This window comes from Brevibacillus sp. FSL K6-2834 (assembly GCF_038592925.1).
GTDB classification, from domain to species: domain Bacteria; phylum Bacillota; class Bacilli; order Brevibacillales; family Brevibacillaceae; genus Brevibacillus; species Brevibacillus borstelensis.
Genome location: NZ_CP151945.1, coordinates 2,329,350 through 2,344,838, shown reverse-complemented (window position 1 = coordinate 2,344,838; position 15,489 = coordinate 2,329,350). Strand labels below are relative to the sequence as shown.

At 52.6% G+C, this 15,489-nt stretch carries 17 protein-coding genes and 1 riboswitch; of the genes, 8 read left to right on the top strand and 9 right to left on the bottom strand.

Features of this window, described 5'->3' with window-relative positions; all coding sequences use genetic code 11:
- Positions 1-143: 143 nt before the first annotated feature.
- Positions 144-237, bottom strand: a riboswitch (glycine riboswitch).
- 222 nt (positions 238-459) lie between these two features.
- The 3 genes from NST96_RS11575 (at position 460) to NST96_RS11565 (ending at position 4,351) form a co-directional block, all read left to right on the top strand.
- Positions 460-2,163: an SNF2-related protein gene (locus NST96_RS11575; RefSeq protein ID WP_003387302.1), complete on the top strand. Its 1,704-nt coding sequence runs from the start codon at positions 460-462 to the stop codon at positions 2,161-2,163.
- Positions 2,164-2,202: 39 nt separating this feature from the next.
- Complete coding sequence (locus NST96_RS11570; RefSeq protein ID WP_003387303.1) at positions 2,203-3,378, top strand: YqhG family protein; 1,176 nt, start codon at positions 2,203-2,205, stop codon at positions 3,376-3,378.
- A gap of 112 nt (positions 3,379-3,490) precedes the next feature.
- Positions 3,491-4,351 (top strand): hypothetical protein, encoded by an 861-nt coding sequence (locus NST96_RS11565; RefSeq protein ID WP_003387305.1) that lies wholly within the window; start codon positions 3,491-3,493, stop codon positions 4,349-4,351.
- A gap of 103 nt (positions 4,352-4,454) precedes the next feature.
- Here NST96_RS11565 and NST96_RS11560 read toward each other — a convergent pair whose 3' ends face one another.
- The 5 genes from NST96_RS11560 to NST96_RS11540 form a co-directional block, all read right to left on the bottom strand.
- On the bottom strand, positions 4,455-4,709 hold the full coding sequence (locus NST96_RS11560) for a YkuS family protein (protein WP_003387306.1): 255 nt from the start codon (positions 4,707-4,709) through the stop codon (positions 4,455-4,457).
- Between the two features lie 22 nt (positions 4,710-4,731).
- Positions 4,732-4,893, bottom strand: coding sequence for a YqzE family protein (locus NST96_RS11555; protein WP_003387307.1), 162 nt, complete (start codon positions 4,891-4,893; stop codon positions 4,732-4,734).
- A 61-nt stretch (positions 4,894-4,954) separates the two neighbouring features.
- Positions 4,955-5,479 carry a shikimate kinase gene (locus tag NST96_RS11550; RefSeq protein WP_003387308.1) on the bottom strand — a complete coding sequence of 175 codons (525 nt, stop codon included), beginning with the start codon at positions 5,477-5,479 and terminating at the stop codon, positions 4,955-4,957.
- 3 nt (positions 5,480-5,482) lie between these two features.
- The gene (locus NST96_RS11545; RefSeq protein ID WP_003387309.1) at positions 5,483-7,348 is read right to left on the bottom strand and encodes a stalk domain-containing protein; all 1,866 of its coding nucleotides are present in this window, start codon (positions 7,346-7,348) and stop codon (positions 5,483-5,485) included.
- Between the two features lie 135 nt (positions 7,349-7,483).
- On the bottom strand, positions 7,484-8,452 hold the full coding sequence (locus NST96_RS11540; RefSeq protein WP_003387310.1) for a helix-turn-helix transcriptional regulator: 969 nt from the start codon (positions 8,450-8,452) through the stop codon (positions 7,484-7,486).
- Positions 8,453-8,622: 170 nt separating this feature from the next.
- Between NST96_RS11540 and modA the strand changes: the two genes are divergently transcribed.
- From modA to NST96_RS11525, 3 genes are read left to right on the top strand one after another with little or no spacing between them, the layout of a single operon-like run.
- Positions 8,623-9,450, top strand: a complete 828-nt coding sequence (modA, locus tag NST96_RS11535) for a molybdate ABC transporter substrate-binding protein (RefSeq protein ID WP_243014062.1) — start codon at positions 8,623-8,625, stop codon at positions 9,448-9,450.
- Between the two features lie 38 nt (positions 9,451-9,488).
- Complete coding sequence (gene modB / locus NST96_RS11530) at positions 9,489-10,172, top strand: molybdate ABC transporter permease subunit (RefSeq protein ID WP_003387312.1); 684 nt, start codon at positions 9,489-9,491, stop codon at positions 10,170-10,172.
- Between the two features lie 17 nt (positions 10,173-10,189).
- Positions 10,190-10,819: an ATP-binding cassette domain-containing protein gene (locus tag NST96_RS11525; RefSeq protein WP_003387313.1), complete on the top strand. Its 630-nt coding sequence runs from the start codon at positions 10,190-10,192 to the stop codon at positions 10,817-10,819.
- An 82-nt stretch (positions 10,820-10,901) separates the two neighbouring features.
- Here the strand turns inward: NST96_RS11525 and NST96_RS11520 are convergent, their stop codons facing one another.
- Both NST96_RS11520 and NST96_RS11515 read right to left on the bottom strand, forming a co-directional pair.
- A complete protein-coding gene (locus tag NST96_RS11520; protein ID WP_024984885.1) occupies positions 10,902-11,666 on the bottom strand; it encodes a 5-oxoprolinase subunit PxpA in 765 nt (254 codons plus the stop codon).
- A gap of 142 nt (positions 11,667-11,808) precedes the next feature.
- Positions 11,809-12,165 (bottom strand): DUF2129 domain-containing protein, encoded by a 357-nt coding sequence (locus NST96_RS11515; protein WP_003387315.1) that lies wholly within the window; start codon positions 12,163-12,165, stop codon positions 11,809-11,811.
- Between the two features lie 52 nt (positions 12,166-12,217).
- Here NST96_RS11515 and NST96_RS11510 point away from each other — a divergent pair, with 52 nt between their 5' ends.
- Entirely contained in the window at positions 12,218-12,565 is a 348-nt protein-coding gene (locus NST96_RS11510) for a hypothetical protein (RefSeq protein ID WP_003387317.1), read from the top strand.
- Here NST96_RS11510 and NST96_RS11505 read toward each other — a convergent pair.
- Both NST96_RS11505 and NST96_RS11500 read right to left on the bottom strand, forming a co-directional pair.
- Complete coding sequence (locus NST96_RS11505; RefSeq protein WP_003387318.1) at positions 12,560-13,015, bottom strand: YlbF family regulator; 456 nt, start codon at positions 13,013-13,015, stop codon at positions 12,560-12,562. The two genes, NST96_RS11510 and NST96_RS11505, sit on opposite strands and share 6 nt — an antisense overlap.
- Before the next feature lie 60 nt (positions 13,016-13,075).
- Positions 13,076-14,971, bottom strand: a complete 1,896-nt coding sequence (locus NST96_RS11500; RefSeq protein WP_243014061.1) for a helicase-associated domain-containing protein — start codon at positions 14,969-14,971, stop codon at positions 13,076-13,078.
- 52 nt (positions 14,972-15,023) lie between these two features.
- Here NST96_RS11500 and NST96_RS11495 point away from each other — a divergent pair, with 52 nt between their 5' ends.
- Positions 15,024-15,449: a protease complex subunit PrcB family protein gene (locus NST96_RS11495; RefSeq protein ID WP_003387320.1), complete on the top strand. Its 426-nt coding sequence runs from the start codon at positions 15,024-15,026 to the stop codon at positions 15,447-15,449.
- The last annotated feature ends 40 nt before the right edge of the window (positions 15,450-15,489 follow it).

Sequence of the window (15,489 nt, the reverse complement as noted above, 5' to 3'; positions counted from 1 at the left end):
AATGAATACGCCAAATAAGGCGCCCATTTCTCCTCCTCTGTCCTTGGTACCTGAGAGTTGCCTCGCTTGATGCGAGCCGTTCCTTTGGCATCGCTTGCAAGTTTCCCCTTTGGTGGCTCCCGAAGAAGCTCTCTCCAGAGATGCGTCCAGTAGAGGTACTTTTGCCTGAGAGATTCACCATACCCGGCTTGCTCCTTCGGCGCTGCCTTACAAGCAGTCTCTCCCTGCTACTTTCATTCGCGGTGGATACTGGGTGATACATAAATGTTCCAAATACATTCCATACTAGTTGAATGAACTCCTTCTTTATCCTACCACGTGAGCGCATTCTTGAAAATATGCAAATTGCGAATTAACTCGGAAAATCACTAACAAATTTTTTGATCAAAAAGAATAACGTTCACCTTTGATTTACGATATAGCATTTTCATGACAAAACCCCAAAGCGGAGGTAGTCATATGCCGAACGTTCCCGTTTCCTTCGATACCGATTGGATGGATTTGCTAAATGAACGAATGAAGCAGGACGGCCCCTGGGACAAATGGGAGCTGTTCCAGCTTACTTTGGAAGCCGAAGAGGCGATGGCTATCCGCGAGTTTGACCAGCTTCAGTGCTTGCAATACCTGCCTACGCTCCAACCGTTTCCCCATCAGCTGCAGACGGCGGAGCGCGTTTTGAACGAAATGCGCGGCAGGGCCATTCTCGCTGACGAGGTGGGCCTGGGCAAAACAATCGAAGCCGGGCTGATCATGAAAGAGTACATGATCCGCGGGCTGGCGAAAAAAATACTTATCCTCGTGCCGGCATCGCTCGTAATCCAGTGGACGAAAGAATTGAATCAAAAATTCGGCATACCCGCTGTCGCCCAAAAGAAGGAGTATATGTGGCGGCAATACGACGTCGTGGTTGCCTCGATCGATACAGCCAAACGCGATCCCCACCGCCGTCACGTCCTGGACATCGATTACGACATGCTGATCATTGACGAAGCCCATAAGCTGAAAAACAAAAAAACGCGCAACTACCAGTTCGTCAAGGAGATTCGCAAAAAATACTGCCTGCTGCTGACCGCTACTCCGATCCAGAACGAGATGGATGAGCTCTACAATCTGATCAACCTCTTAAAGCCCGGCCATCTCGGACACACGTCCAGCTTCTCCACAACCTATGTGGAAGGCAAGCGGCAGGCAAAAAACAATGAGCAGCTCAAGACCGAACTGGACAAAGTGATGATCCGGAACAGACGCAGCGACGGAGGCGTGCATTTCACCAGCAGACGCGTCCAGTCCATTCCGATCGAGCTTTCCCCCGAGGAAGCCGCGTTGTATCAGGGCGTAACGCGCTTCGTCAAAGAACAGTATCACACCGGATCGGGCGGCTATAACTCGCTTGCGTTGATCACGCTGCAGCGCGAGGTTTGCTCCAGCCGGGAAGCCGCCTTTCTCACGCTCTACAACATGCATCAACGGGCAGCAGAAGACTCCCCTGTCCGCGCGGAAATCATGGAGCTCGTCGAGATGATCAAGAAAATCGAGTCACATTCCAAAGCTGCCAAGGCAGTCGAGCTCATTCAGCAAATCAACGACAAGGTCATCATCTTTACCGAGTACCGGGCCACGCAAAACTACTTGCAAAAATACTTGCACGATCACGGCATCACCTCTGTTCCGTTTCGCGGAGGATTCAAACGGAGCAAAAAGGACTGGATGACCGAGCTGTTTCAAAATCGCGCACAGGTATTGATCGCCACGGAAGCCGGCGGCGAGGGGATCAACCTGCAGTTCTGCAATCAGGTCATCAATTATGACATGCCCTGGAATCCGATGCGGGTCGAGCAGCGGATCGGCCGGGTCCATCGCTTGGGCCAGCAGCGGGACGTACACATCTACAATTTGTCTACAGTAGGCACCATCGAAGAGCATATCCTCCAGCTCCTCTATGAAAAAATCGACCTGTTTGAAATGGTGATCGGCGAGCTCGATGACATCGTCGAACGGCTGAACCTCAAGCAATCCCTGGAGGAAAATCTGATCAGCATCATCATGGACTCTTCGTCGGAGAAAGAGATGGCTCTCAAGCTGGACAACATGGGCCAAGCCATCCGTGCCATGCGGTTGGCCAGGAAAACCAAGGAGCCGCTGCCGGAAACAGCCGAACAGTAAGCTCATCTTGCAACCTGCAGTCTCGGGAGGGATAGAACGATGAACCAGCAGCGAGTCCGCAAGTATGTGGAGCAGTACTTGTCCGCCTTTTCTTCACACATCATGGAGACACATCCAGATTTTCTGACTGTCAAACTGCCGGTCGAGGTAGACAAGGATATCGGAAACCGCCCTTTCTACTGGAGCTGGGTCGAAAAGATGAACCTGCCCTACCAGCCGCTGGTGCTGACTTTTTGCTTCGATCCAGACCGCATGCCGGACGACAGGCGGGCGGAGCATTTGCATTTGGGCGCAGCTCGTCTGCAGCAGATTTTTCAGTCGACGCGCAAACACGGCAGCTTTGTCTGCATGTACGAAACGCTGCCGCAAACCCGCGCTCAAGCCTCTTCCCGCCAATCGGTGCCGCTGGTCCCCTGGCTTGGGGTGAATTGGAAGGTCTCATTTATTTGCGACAAAAAGCGTGATCTCATCCTGCATTTCGGGGTGAATTTACACCAGCCGCACATCGTACGGGACTTTTATCCGTTCCTGCTGCAGCGTCAACTTGCCCCCTCCATCCCGGATTATCACTATACGCTTGACCGCCGCATTACGATCAGCCAGGCGTTTGCGATGATGGAAGCAGAGATCCGCCGCATTCTGGCTCAGGAAGACCAGACATGGGCGGCAGCAGCGAAACAGCGACTGGAAGAAGAGCTGCAAATCCTGGAGGCGTATTACCGGGAGCTGGAGGAGAGGCAACGCCGAACGGCTGATGATGGGAATGAGGCTGCCAACGAAGCTGATAAGGGCGGGGACGAGCTGCAAGACGGGCACTCCGGGAAATCAACAGGTTCAGCAAGCAGCGCAGCAGATAATGTTGAGAGTGCTGCAGCCGAGCCAAATGGCTCCCTGAACCTTCTCCTGGAACAGGAAACCGAACGCCAAACGACTGCGATTCAAGCGGTCAGTCCGTCATTGGAGGAGCATCGCTCGGCAGGCGGAAGAATTCTCGACTTTTTGCGGGCCAACAGCTTTCAAGAGACGCCCCGCGAGAAGATCGACCAGACCGAATGGGTGGCCAGTACACCCGAGGAGGAAAAGCGGCGTCGCATGGAAGAGATGCGCTGGCAATACGAGCCGAGAATATCGGTTCAGTTCATCAATGGCGGCCTTTTTTATCTGCAATCCGCTCCGCCCTCAGCCCCTCCGCACGGCAACGGGCGAAAAATGTAAAAGGACAGCGAGAAAATACGAACGGCAAGAGACAATAACCAACAAATCTTTTCTCCCATTCTGGTTACAATAGGTACCATAGAAAGCCTTTCCACAAAGGTGGTGCTTGACTGTGACTGGAAAAACCTCCGTTTCCCGCTCTCTGTGCGCATTGCTTGTCGCACTGGCCCTTTGCTTGCCCGGACAGACAACCGTCTTGGCGGAAGAAGGGCAATGGGATCAACGTTTTCAAACACAAATCGGAGAATGGAAAAATAGCATAGTCGGACAAGATCCCCAGTTTGCCGACTGGAGGAATGCCCGCATCGACGTCCAAACGCTCGGTGCCAATCAACATCAGTGGCTGGTCAGCTTGACGCAAGGCAGCAAGCAGGTGGGGTACATGGTCGTGGGAGAAGTTCCTTCGACGGAAGGCAATCCAACGTTCGTCCTGCTCGAGTACGGGCTAGGCGAGTACATTTTATTCGACGATACATTTGCCCCGCGTGAAGTTGCCGCCGAGCCGGTGTACGACGGCTTTGCCTCGCACTGGCTGGTCTCGCTGCCAAAAGAAAAGCAAGTTGTCGATGCCAAGACGGGTGAGCGGTATCTAAGCACGACTCGTACTGAGGAATCCGTCATTCAAAGCTTGCAGGAGCAGGATTTGGCTGCTCCTGGACAGAAACTCGTGGCTACCCGTGTCATTCACGCTGAAGCAGTGAATCCGTTTGACAATATCAGCTGGTTTACTCCCCTTGTCTATGCTCCCACTCCCGGCAAGACCGTAACATGGGAAGATTTGTGGCAAAAGAACGCGAAGGACATTACGTTGGCAGTCAGCTTGTACCACTCCGAGGTGCTCTCCCCTTTCTCTGTCGGGTCTTTGCATGTGTGGAATGGGCAAAAACCGTACATCGGCGTCTGGGACGAGGGATTGCGTTTTCTCCCATACGCCTATGCGAGCAAGGTGGGAAAATTTCATATTCAAAAGTAAATGTCTGCAAACGAAAAAGCTCTCTGTCGAATCATTCGCAGAGAGCTTTCAACATTTTTCCCGAGGAGGCCTGTTTGGAAAAATCGCAGACCCGCCCCGATCATCAGTGATGTTCGGTAGGAGACAATCTGACGTGTACCGCATGAAATACTTCCTGCGGGGTCATGCCCGACGCATTGATCACAGGGGCGCCAGTAATCGTCTTGCTCTGGTCATTCAGCACATTGACATCCTGACCTGTAATGACGACGGCATCCACTGTATTTTGCCAGTTACCCAGTTCGACGACCTGATACCCATTGTCACGAAGCATCTTGGAAATTTGGGTAAGGGAACCTTCCACAGCAACTCTCGCCATTTTGCTACCTCCGTTTGGATGGTTACTTGCGCCACAGAAGCTTGATGGACATCGGAATCGCCCCAAACCAGCGGGCAGACCAAGACTCGCGCGGAGCCTTTTTCATCTTCCGCTCCGTTTTCGGCGTTTCCACGTACTGGACAAACAGGCGGGTCAAAAATTTCAGGTATTCTTGAAACGACATCGCACGTGCCTCCTTCGTACGCGCGGATCGCCCCGTACTAACAGAAGAGCGCTTCCTTTCCCTAGTCTTTCCCGATGAGACCCTTTTCAACCATCGCCAGGCGGATTTCAGCTACAATCTCAGCTACCTCTTTTCCAGTCGTATCGATCTGAACCGGTGCGAATGTGTATGAGTCCTTGCGCTGCTCAAGCAATGCTTTTACCCGCTGTGCTACTCCCCCGGCCAAAAGCGGTCGGTTTTGATCCCGCTCCAGTCTCCGCACCAGCTCTTCTTCTGTCGCGGACAGGGCGACGACCAGCCCTCCCTCGAGCATTCGCTGCACATTTTCCGCCCGCAGAACGGCCCCTCCTCCGGTCGTCAGCACCAAACCATGCTGCTTCAGGAGATCGGCGAGCACAGCCGCCTCCATGTCGCGAAAAAATGCCTCTCCCTTTTGTTCAAAGAGCTGCGGAATCGTACAACCCGCGCGCTCTACAATCCCCTCGTCCAGATCCCGATGAATCATGCCCAGCTCCTCCGACAGAGCGGCTCCTACAGTCGTCTTGCCCGTCCCCATAAAACCGACAAGAATCAGATTGTTTCGCATGGCCTACCTCCCTCCACCTGTTTTTCCGGATGGAAACCGCAATTTTACCGTCCTGGACTTTTCGTCCAATTCGGCTTCGCTGCCCAGTACCTGATCAAAAAAGGCAAGCGGCGCCAATGTTCGTCCTTCGATTTCGATCATCCGTTTCCCGAACTCCACTTTTCTTCCGTCCAGCTCGGCGTATGTACTTTTTTCCTTGATCCAGATGGTTCGTCCGTACCCCTTTACTTCAATCGCTGCCTTTTCCTCCGACCAGTTGACTTTGTAACCGAGCTCTTCGGCAACATCGCGGAGCGGCAAGTACGCAGTTTGGTCCGTTATGCGCGAAGGGACCTGCGGGTAGAAGCTCACGCCATTTACGACCGTGGTCACATAAGGAACCAAGGTTACGGGCGCAAACGGCTCGTTGTTGTGCTTTTCAATATTGGGAACGAAATAGCGGGCTTCCCCTTGCAGAACCTGTCCCAAAGCCTGATCCAGATGCTCAGGACCGATCACGCTGCCGTGATAGGAGCGCTGTACCCGCTGCAAGAAGCGTTTGTACGCGTCATCCCCCACTTGCTGACGAAGGTTTTCATACAGGAGCGCTCCTCTGGAATACCAGGTCCAATGAAATTCGTCCTGAGTCGTAAATTGATGAAGCTCTTTCCCCAGCTTGCCGTATGGAAAGCGCTGCGAGAGCCTCTCGACGTCTTTTCTGTAATCAGCAAGCAAGGATTCCGCTTGCGAATCGCCGTACCGCGCCTGCTGATAGTGGACAACACTGCGTTCGACGAGTCCTTCGTCAAGCCAGCCGTAGCGGGCCTCCAATGTTGCTACACTGTTGTACCACCAGAGATGGGCAATCTCATGGGGCAGCCAGTGCTCGATCAAGCTGTTTCTTTGCAGGTCCCTTTTAAAGATTGCCATGTTGGCGTATTCCATGGCGTAGGTCGTTCCCGTACTCGTCTCGGCGATCGAGACGCGCTGGTACGGCAGCGGACCGTACCATTCCGTATAGGTCGGAATGACCGTTTCCGCGATATTCTTGATCCGAGCGATGTTGCGTTTGTCGATCGAGGCAATATCGACGGTGAGATTCGGCGCAAACGTGACTGTCTCGATCTGGTACAGCGGGCTGCCTACCAAGGCAAAGTTAAGCAGCTTTTTCCCGTTGTAATGCACTTCCTGCCTGTTTCCTTCCAGCGGCTTGGATTCGCCGATCCCGACCGTGCTTACCCACTTGTAGCCTTGCGGAGATATGAATGAAATGTCGTAATCGCCGTAATGATAGACAAACGGATCTCCGAAGTCGATACGCTGCGGAGGCTCGTACCACTGCCCGCTTTGATTCTGAGCACCCAGCATCGGATACCAGGTGGTCAGCGTCCAAATGTCGTCCTTTACCCCAAATCTTGTACCGCGGCGCGGAACAGAGTTTTCAAACTGGATGGTGAGCGTGCCTCTCTTCTCCTGCCCCAGCGGATTTGCGAATTGGACAACCGCCTGGCGCCTGTTAAATGGCAAGGACTTGTCCTTGTATCGAATCGAGGTTATCGACATCGGGCTCCACTTATAATCGTAGATGAATAATCGGAGATCCTTCGTTCCCGGGTTGTCAAAATCAAGAGTAACGGTCCCCTTGATTTTCGCTTCCGATGTATGAAGCTCGGCTCGTATCCGGTAATGAGGCTTCAAATCCTTCACGAGTGACGGAATCGGAGGATCATAGGAAAACGGGTCTACACCGGTCTCCGGCCTTACCTCCGGTTTTTCCAGAGCGGAGATCCAGGTGGCAATCGTCTGCCAATTGAGAACCACTGCTGCCGAGGCAAACGGGATCAATATGGCTAAACAAATCAACAAGCTTGTTTTATGCAAAGGTTTCATGCCAGCCCCCAACTTTTGAGCGACAAGCGTCTATTTTTATCCTGCTATTGTATCAAATAACAATTCAACTGAGTAGAAATTTGCAGAACTGTGCAGAAATCGTAGACAATCGATTCCAGCTAGCGCGCCCGCTTCTCACCAAGTCTCGTACATAATCTTTCCGGTGGAAGCCAGATCATAGCCTCCAATCGCAGCCAATTCATTTTGAAATTCTTCGGAGAGCAGGGTTTCACGCACCTGTCGAATCAGCGCTTTGTTTTCATCTGTCTTTAGCATGACCAGATCATATCGTTCCTGAATGACAGGCAAAAAATCGACCCCGACGAGCTGCCCGGCTTTTTCAATGCCAACGCCAATGTCCGCTTCTCCCCTTGCGACAGCCCCGGCAACAGCAAGATGATTCCCTTCCTCCCGTTCATACCCTGCTACCTCATGACCGGCGATGCCGTGGAGACGGAATTGTTCTTCGATCAAGGTCCGAATCCCCGAGCCCTTCTCCCGATTGACCATGCGAACCCCGGCTCGGCGGAAATCCTCCCAGACAGACAGCTTTTTCGGGTTGCCTGGCTGGACGTAAAAACCGGCCCAGCGCGAAAGCAAATTGATAACGAGGTACCTGTGACCGATCAGCATTCTCCGTACATACGGGATGTTGTATTCTCCCGTGTCTCCATCGAACAGGTGGGTGCTGACGATGTCCGCCTCTCCTCTGTACATGGCCCACAAGCTGTTGATGCTTCCCACGTAGGAGCGGAGCGGCCTAATGCTGTCTCCATTCCTTTCCAAATGATTGGCCAGCATGTCCAGACTGACGTCCTGCCCGCTGATAATGACAGAACGTGTCGCCTGCCCGTGCTGAGTCGGAACGTGGGAGGTCGTGCCTGCCGGAGTGCTTGCCGACTGGTGCGGGTATGGATGTACACTCCGGTATTCCCCTTTGGCCCGTTGCTTGTAGGCTTCCAGATCAGACGCGTCCACGCGCATTTGTCTGCCTACCCGGTAGGCCGGAAGCTCTCCTTTTTTGATCAAATCATAGACGGTCAATTTGGATATCCGCAGCAGCTTGGCTATTTCTTCTGTCGTATATGAATTATCGTGAGTCATGCTTGCCTCCCGTATTTCATCGCTCGAACTCCCTCTTATTCCTATCGTCGTTCTTTCTATTTTCCTTTAACTTTTTGAAATTCGCAATTGATTATCCAGTTCAATTCCATATAATCTAGTTATAACTAGTTATATTTAATTATAACCAAATATGAATTGGAGGTTCTTTTATGTACCCGCAATTTAGGAAATATCTCTCGACTCTGCTATTTGCTATTCTCTTGCTTATGGCGGCCGGCTGTTCGACACAGACCGCTCAGCCGCAAAGTCAACAGCCGGATACCGCTTCCCAGCCGGCAGAAAAACCGCTCCAAATCGAGTTGATGGTCTCTGCAGCCGCTAGCTTGACGGACGCCTTAAACGAGATCAAGCCGCTGTTTGAGCAGGAGCATCCCGGTGTAACCCTTACATACGTGCTGGGCAGCTCTGGCAAGCTGGCTACCCAGATCGAACAAGGAGCCCCGACCGATGTCTTTCTTTCCGCCAGCAAGAAGGACATGGACAAGCTGGAAGAGAAACAATTGATACAGAAAGACAGCCGCACCGATTTCGCCAAAAATGCGTTGGTTCTCGTGGTTGGAAAAGAAAGTACGCTTTCTGTGGGCTCCTTCGAGGACCTGACCAAGGACGAGATCAAACATCTGGCAGTCGGACAGCCGGATAGCGTACCAGCCGGACGCTATGCAAAGGAAGCGCTGGAGCATCTGAAGCTCTGGGAGCCTCTTGCAGACCGGCTCGTATTCGGAAGCGACGTCCGCCAGGTGCTGACCTTCGTCGAGTCGGGGAACGCCGAAGCCGGTATCGTGTATGCCAGCGACGCCGCCATCTCGGAAAAAGTCAAGGTTGCGGCCAAAGCAAATGAGGAATGGCACAAGCCGATTGTCTACCCGGGTGCAATCACTTCCTCTACGGAGCATGCTGATCTTGCCAAAGCATTCATCGCTTACCTGAGCAGTGAAAAAGGAAAAGAGATTTTGCAGAAATACGGGTTTCAATAATAGATCATGCGGATTCAGCTAAAGGAGATGGACGGTACGTGGATTCCAATCTGACACCCTTGCTTCTCTCCCTAAAAGTGGCCGCCATCTCCACTTCTGTTGTGTTTGTTGTTGGTTTGTTGATGGCACGGCTTCTGACGCAAAAGGAGTTCTGGGGAAAACATTTTCTGGAATCGCTCATTTTGCTGCCGATCGTCCTCCCGCCGACCGTTGTCGGTTTTGGACTCTTGCTCGCTTTTGGAAAAAACGGCTTTCTCGGCCAGCTGCTCTACGACATGTTCGGGATACAGATTGTGTTTACCCTCACCGGAGCTGTGATCGCATCTATTGTCGTTTCGTTTCCGTTGATGTATCAGAGTGCCCAGGCTGCCTTTACAGGAATTGATCGCCGGTTTGAGGATGCAGCACGGACGATGGGCTCCTCGGAATGGCGCGTCTTTTGGACCATCTCCTTCCCCCTCGCCTGGCCCGGTCTGCTGGCGGGGCTTGTCCTTTCTTTTGCCAGAGGCTTGGGTGAATTCGGAGCGACGCTGATGCTGGCCGGCTACATCCCGGGAAAAACAGACACGATCCCGGTAGCGATTTACTTTGCGGTTGAAGCCGGACAGATGGACAAGGCCATGTTCTGGGTGATCGTCATCGTCGCGCTTGGTATGGGGACAACCGTCTGGCTGAATTGGTGGAGCCGCCGAAGCATGCGCCGTTTTGCCAACACGAAGTGAGGAGAGAGGGATGGAACATGCTGCAAGTCGACTTTCAAAAAAGTCTGCCGGAATTTCAGTTGTCCGCCCGGTTTGCGGTAAAGGATGAGATTCTCGTCTTGTTCGGACCGTCGGGCTCGGGAAAAACAACGATCCTGAATTGCATAGCCGGGCTTGCTCACCCCGAGTATGGAACGATCCGGCTGGCTGACCGTCTTTTTTTCGATCACAAAGACAACATCAAGCTGCCTGTACAGAAGCGGAATGTCGGCTACCTGTTTCAGGATTACGCCCTCTTTCCGCATATGACGGTGGAAAAAAATATCCGCTACGGCATGCAGCGGGATGCTCAGGGGCAAGTAGAGGAGCTGCTGCAGTCGGTAGGGATTGACCATCTCCTGCAAAAATATCCCCATCAATTGTCGGGCGGACAGAAGCAAAGAGTGGCCTTGGTCAGAGCGCTCGCGACCAAGCCCGATATTTTGTTGTTGGATGAGCCGCTATCAGCCCTGGACGCGGATACGAGACGCCAGTGTCAGGCTGAATTGCTGCGCATTCACGAGAAGTGGCGCATCCCCTTTCTTTTGGTGACCCACGACCGGGACGAAGCGGAACGGCTGGGTGATCTCATCCTGACCAATAGAGACGGCCACTGGAGCCTCGATTAAAAAAGCCATGCCAGCCCCAGCCGTCCTAAGACGGCACAGAGCAGGCATGGCTTTGCTTTTTCCAATTCTGAGCTTCTTTATGTTAGCGTGGGGTGATCGCTTCCAGCTTCACATCGTTTTGTTTAGCCCAACGATGCAGTTCGATCAAAAATTGGAGCACGTCCGGACTCTCGCAGTGCACACACAGCGTATCCGCGGCCAATGCGATGCTCGTTCCATCGACCGTCTGCACCTTTTGATTCAGAACCAGTTGCCTGGTCTGCTCCATCTGCTCTTCTTTGCTGATCAGCACACTGCCTTCCAATTCACGCGGCGCCAGTCGTCCATTTGGCAAATACGCTCGATCAGCAAATACTTCTTCTGCCACCTGGAGGCCGTATTCCAGACCAGCTTCGACCAGAGCACTTCCCGACAAGGCGTACAAAATCAGTTCTTCATTAATATCAGAAACAGCACGAGCCACCGCCTCGGCCAGCTCCGGGCTTTCCGCCGCTTCGTTGTAGAGCGCCCCGTGAAGTTTTACGTGGTGAAGCTCCCCGCCAAGCGCGCGGCTGACTCCGTCGAGAGCAGACACTTGATACAGAACCAGCTCGTATACTTCTCGTACAGACAGATTCATCGAACGGCGGCCAAAGCCCTGAACATCCGGATAGCCTGGATGGGCACCGATCTTGACTCCGTTCCGAATCGCCGCCTCTACGGTCCTGGCAATAATATGAGGATCTCCGGCATGAAGTCCGCATGCAATGTTCACGGACGTTATCCACTTCATGATCCCCAAATCTTCAGCTTGGCGTCCCCGACCGTATCCTTCTGCCAGGTCGCAGTTAATATCCAAACGTATCATCACGCACCCGCCCTTCCCTTTTCTCTCTATTTGATGCCAATGAAAGCGCAAACATTCGCATCATTACAGGGTTGTATCTATTGTTTAGCATATCACGTACGGGGGTCCAGCAAAAGCAAAAAAGCTGCCGAAATGTGGCAGCTTAGTGCACTGATTCTGTCGAGGCTCCTGCCGGCTGCAAACTGTCTTCCCCCAGAAGGGTATCGGCCAGGGCCATCAACTGATGCTTCTCTTGCTTATAATCGTATTCCTTCGCCTTGTCTGGCTTGGCATTGTTGTATTCAATCGGAATCTCGTGACGATGGGAACGCTCGATCTTCGTCACAAAATGAAGCCGTTCCATCGTGCGGATGATGTCGTCGATTTGGTCGGCATCCACATACATCGAGACGTAATTTAACCGCTTGGAGATGTAATGAATGGTTCCAAATTTGCGTAAATTCTTGGCAGCACGCGGGTTTTTTACCCATACCGCAACTCCCAGACGTCTTTCTCTCATAACGGTCGTCGTGCTCCTTTCCTTGCAAGGTAGAATAGGATGTATCGGCTCCATGAAAACGGAGGTAGATCATCACATGCTTATCGATCAGCTTTATGCTCAACTTGTTTGCTTGCTTCGAGATGAGGGTGTCGTCCTTCATGCCTACTTTCGCGAATACGCCGGCAACCGCTTTTTGTATGTAACCAGTCCGCTCCCTCCTCCGCAGCTTGGCGATTATTTGACGGAGGCGGGGGAGCGAATTGCATCCGGGACAATCATACACCCAGAATGTACGTATGTCCGGACGGCGGGTATGGAGCGGGTCTTCCGATTTCGTTTTCTCATTCCCGAGGACAAGAAATTTTGCTGCGGAAATTTGTGTGACGATTGCTACCTCTTGCGCTCTAAATGGTCATGAATGTTTCTTGATGCTGCAGCCGCAGCTTCCGCCGCCGCCGCAACCGCTGCTCTTCGCTTCCAGAAACGGATTATTGCTGGGCACTTTAATCGAGCTCGACACGGAATCCGCGATGGTTCGGCTGACCTCGTACAAAAGCTGGTCAAGGCTGTCCTCTGCTCGTTTGAATGCCTGGACAGAATCCAGCATTTCGATCGAACGCTTCAACTGCCGGATTTCTTTCGATATTTGATCGTAATCGGGATGATATTTCCCGAACCGCTGCACATCCTCGTACTGGTCTTTTTTCCGCTCAAACAGGGCGAGCAGCCTTTGCGCTTCCTCGTCTGCCTCCATGGCCTGTTTGGCAAGGATATATTCTGAGACCTCGCGGGACTGGTTGATCATCGTCGACAGCTCATGCGAATGGATAATGAGCTCAGTCATATCCACTGTTTTCAACGCTTCCATCATCGAGACCTCCTTTGTTTATACGTAAGTCGCCTCTTATTGTACCACGAAGCAAGCGGGCTAGTACAGATATTCGGGCAGTACAATGCGCACCCGATGAATGTCGTCCAGACGGCATCTTTGTTTTTTGTTTCCCACTTCCAGAAAAACATACCAATAACCCATTTCAATCGATACTTGGCGCGGAATTCCCGCCCTTACCTTTTTGTCCTGCATCTCCGCTTCGATCTCCAATCCCAGCTCGGATGCCCGCTGCAGCAGCGTGCGCATCGTCTGCGGGTGGTATGATTGAAAATGCTGGGTCCACATCTTCGGCAACGAAGAAAGCTGATGCATGCCCTCCAGGCTATCCGGGAAGGTATTTTCAACAGCAAACCCATCCCAAGGGCGGGGGATCGTGAATAGCCCGTCAGGCCCCCCTTCCGCGGCATGACTGCGAGCAGCCTGATCTTCTGTAGATTTTTTGGGCATATACGGAGTGTATCCGTATTTTCGCAACAGCGCGGTTACTTCCTTTTCCTGCTCCGGTGCGATCAGAAAATCGGTCGAGGAAATTGGGAATCCGAGGAAAGGACGAAACTGTTCAAGGGTCTTCAGCTCCTCCAAAATCCCGGGATGTGCAGTACGGACCCTGACCATCGGTTCGAACTGAATCTGACGGGCCTCCCTTCCCCACTGCCGGATCATCTGCCCGATCGATTCAGGCAGTGGATGAGCGCAATACTGCTGCAGGATGTCCATGGCATCTTCTTCTTTTCCCCCAGCCGCCAGATAGGACTGCAGCGGCTTTGCCTGCAGCTCGCCTTGAATCAAATCCCCGGTGAAGACCAGCGGGCAAAACCTGCTGACCTCCCACACAGCTTTCAGCGGAACGAGCGGCGGTATCGTCAAGACTCCTGCAGGATCGATAAACCAGCGCTCCTCAATCGCCAGGCGAGGCAGGCTGTTCCAACGCCAGTACACCTCTCCCTCGGCTGTCGTTCCCATATGCAGCCAACCGAAACCGAGCAGCAGGTGGAGCCATCTGGTTACTGCCAAGCTGGCAGCATCATCCGGAACGCGGAAGCCTGTGTCAGCTAATGTCTTGATCTGATCATTTATACTATGCCATTCGTCGGATTTACTCTCCATCATCAGTACAAGCAGTCCATCCCACCAGCTGTCATGCGGCAAATACTCCTCCGCAATCAGTTGAAAAAGCTCGTTCCACCTTGCCTCCTGGCCTTTTTCCAGCCACTTGGCAACGCTTAGCTTCTCCAGGACAAGCTGACCTCCCCGGGCGCGAATCAATCCAAGCCGGATCGCCAAGTCGATCACGACCGCAAGCGCCATTTCACCTTCCTTTGATTCGGGGATCGAATAGCTTGCCCATCCCTCGACATGTTCATCGGAAAGTGTAAGCAGCGGCGTCATTTTCTGGAGAATTCGCCGGTGAATACTGCCCTTCACGGTCAGAGGAACATCCGTTTCCCGTAAAAAGGAGAGGACGCCAAAAAGATCCAGATGTATCCCCCTGCCTGCCGTTATATAATAAGGGAGCGTCTTTGCAGGAGCAGGCGTACAATGACGTTCGGTGATGAGACAAAGGGTAAGCCTTTCTCTCACTTCCTTCGGCATCATGTAGCCGATCTCACCCCACATTTTTCGGACGGTGAGAATGAATCCGAGTCGGCGAAGCTTATTTAACCCGACCGACAGTATTCGCCCCTGGTGCAAAACGATCTTTTCCCAGTCTTTTTTACGCAAAAATCCTCTTGCCGCAGTAGTGACAAAAAGACGGATTACCTTTTTTTCGCTATCGTCGGCTTGTTTCCAGTATGTATCGATAAAGAGCGGATCGGTCAACAGGTCAGTCAATGTCCGACCGTCCTTGATGCCGAAACGTTTGGCATGCTCTTCTAGCATATGCTCTTGGGTTGTTTGTGAAAGAAACTCGACACCCTGCAGGATGCGCACGCCGTTCACCTCGTTTGCTCAATTGATAAAACTACATCTAGGAGGGATGCCTGTGTTACACGCATGGTACAGTTTACTTTTGGCTGCATCTTTGTCATTGACAGGCCAACCGTTCCATATAGATCATCCTACCCCAACACAAGCTGCTGTGGTAGGCGCAGATGAATTGCAAAGCGTATCGGCCCCGTATCCGCCAGCGGTACAGGATGCGCTTCGTTCGGTTCGGAAAAACGGCGGTCACTCTGTCGTCCGCGCCGATCAAAAAACGTATGTCGTCATCGGTGCCGGAAAACGTCCTACAGGCGGGTACCGATTGGTTGCTGACAAGGTGGAACGCAAAGGGACACACGGGTATGTCATCCATGTCCGCGAGCAAAAGCCTGCTGCCGGTTCCATGGCGACGCAGGTCATCAGCTATCCGACCTTGGTCGTTTCTGTCCCAGACAAGCAAGCACAAGTAACCGTATTGTTCCGCTAGTTTTTAGGAATCACGAGAATAGAAAAGCCGACGATCCAGC

What these genes read in the sequence shown, in the direction of transcription:
- NST96_RS11540 (WP_003387310.1), bottom strand. Translation starts at nt 8,452, where the DNA reads ATGACTCACGATAATTCATATACGACAGAAGAAATAGCCAAGCTGCTG.
- NST96_RS11520 (WP_024984885.1), bottom strand. Translation starts at nt 11,666, where the DNA reads ATGATACGTTTGGATATTAACTGCGACCTGGCAGAAGGATACGGTCGG.
- NST96_RS11550 (WP_003387308.1), bottom strand. Translation starts at nt 5,479, where the DNA reads ATGCGAAACAATCTGATTCTTGTCGGTTTTATGGGGACGGGCAAGACG.
- NST96_RS11555 (WP_003387307.1), bottom strand. Translation starts at nt 4,893, where the DNA reads ATGTCGTTTCAAGAATACCTGAAATTTTTGACCCGCCTGTTTGTCCAG.
- NST96_RS11505 (WP_003387318.1), bottom strand. Translation starts at nt 13,015, where the DNA reads ATGGAAGCGTTGAAAACAGTGGATATGACTGAGCTCATTATCCATTCG.
- modA (WP_243014062.1), top strand. Translation starts at nt 8,623, where the DNA reads ATGTACCCGCAATTTAGGAAATATCTCTCGACTCTGCTATTTGCTATT.
- NST96_RS11575 (WP_003387302.1), top strand. Translation starts at nt 460, where the DNA reads ATGCCGAACGTTCCCGTTTCCTTCGATACCGATTGGATGGATTTGCTA.
- NST96_RS11525 (WP_003387313.1), top strand. Translation starts at nt 10,190, where the DNA reads ATGCTGCAAGTCGACTTTCAAAAAAGTCTGCCGGAATTTCAGTTGTCC.
- NST96_RS11510 (WP_003387317.1), top strand. Translation starts at nt 12,218, where the DNA reads ATGAAAACGGAGGTAGATCATCACATGCTTATCGATCAGCTTTATGCT.
- NST96_RS11545 (WP_003387309.1), bottom strand. Translation starts at nt 7,348, where the DNA reads ATGAAACCTTTGCATAAAACAAGCTTGTTGATTTGTTTAGCCATATTG.
- NST96_RS11515 (WP_003387315.1), bottom strand. Translation starts at nt 12,165, where the DNA reads ATGAGAGAAAGACGTCTGGGAGTTGCGGTATGGGTAAAAAACCCGCGT.
- NST96_RS11560 (WP_003387306.1), bottom strand. Translation starts at nt 4,709, where the DNA reads ATGGCGAGAGTTGCTGTGGAAGGTTCCCTTACCCAAATTTCCAAGATG.
- NST96_RS11570 (WP_003387303.1), top strand. Translation starts at nt 2,203, where the DNA reads ATGAACCAGCAGCGAGTCCGCAAGTATGTGGAGCAGTACTTGTCCGCC.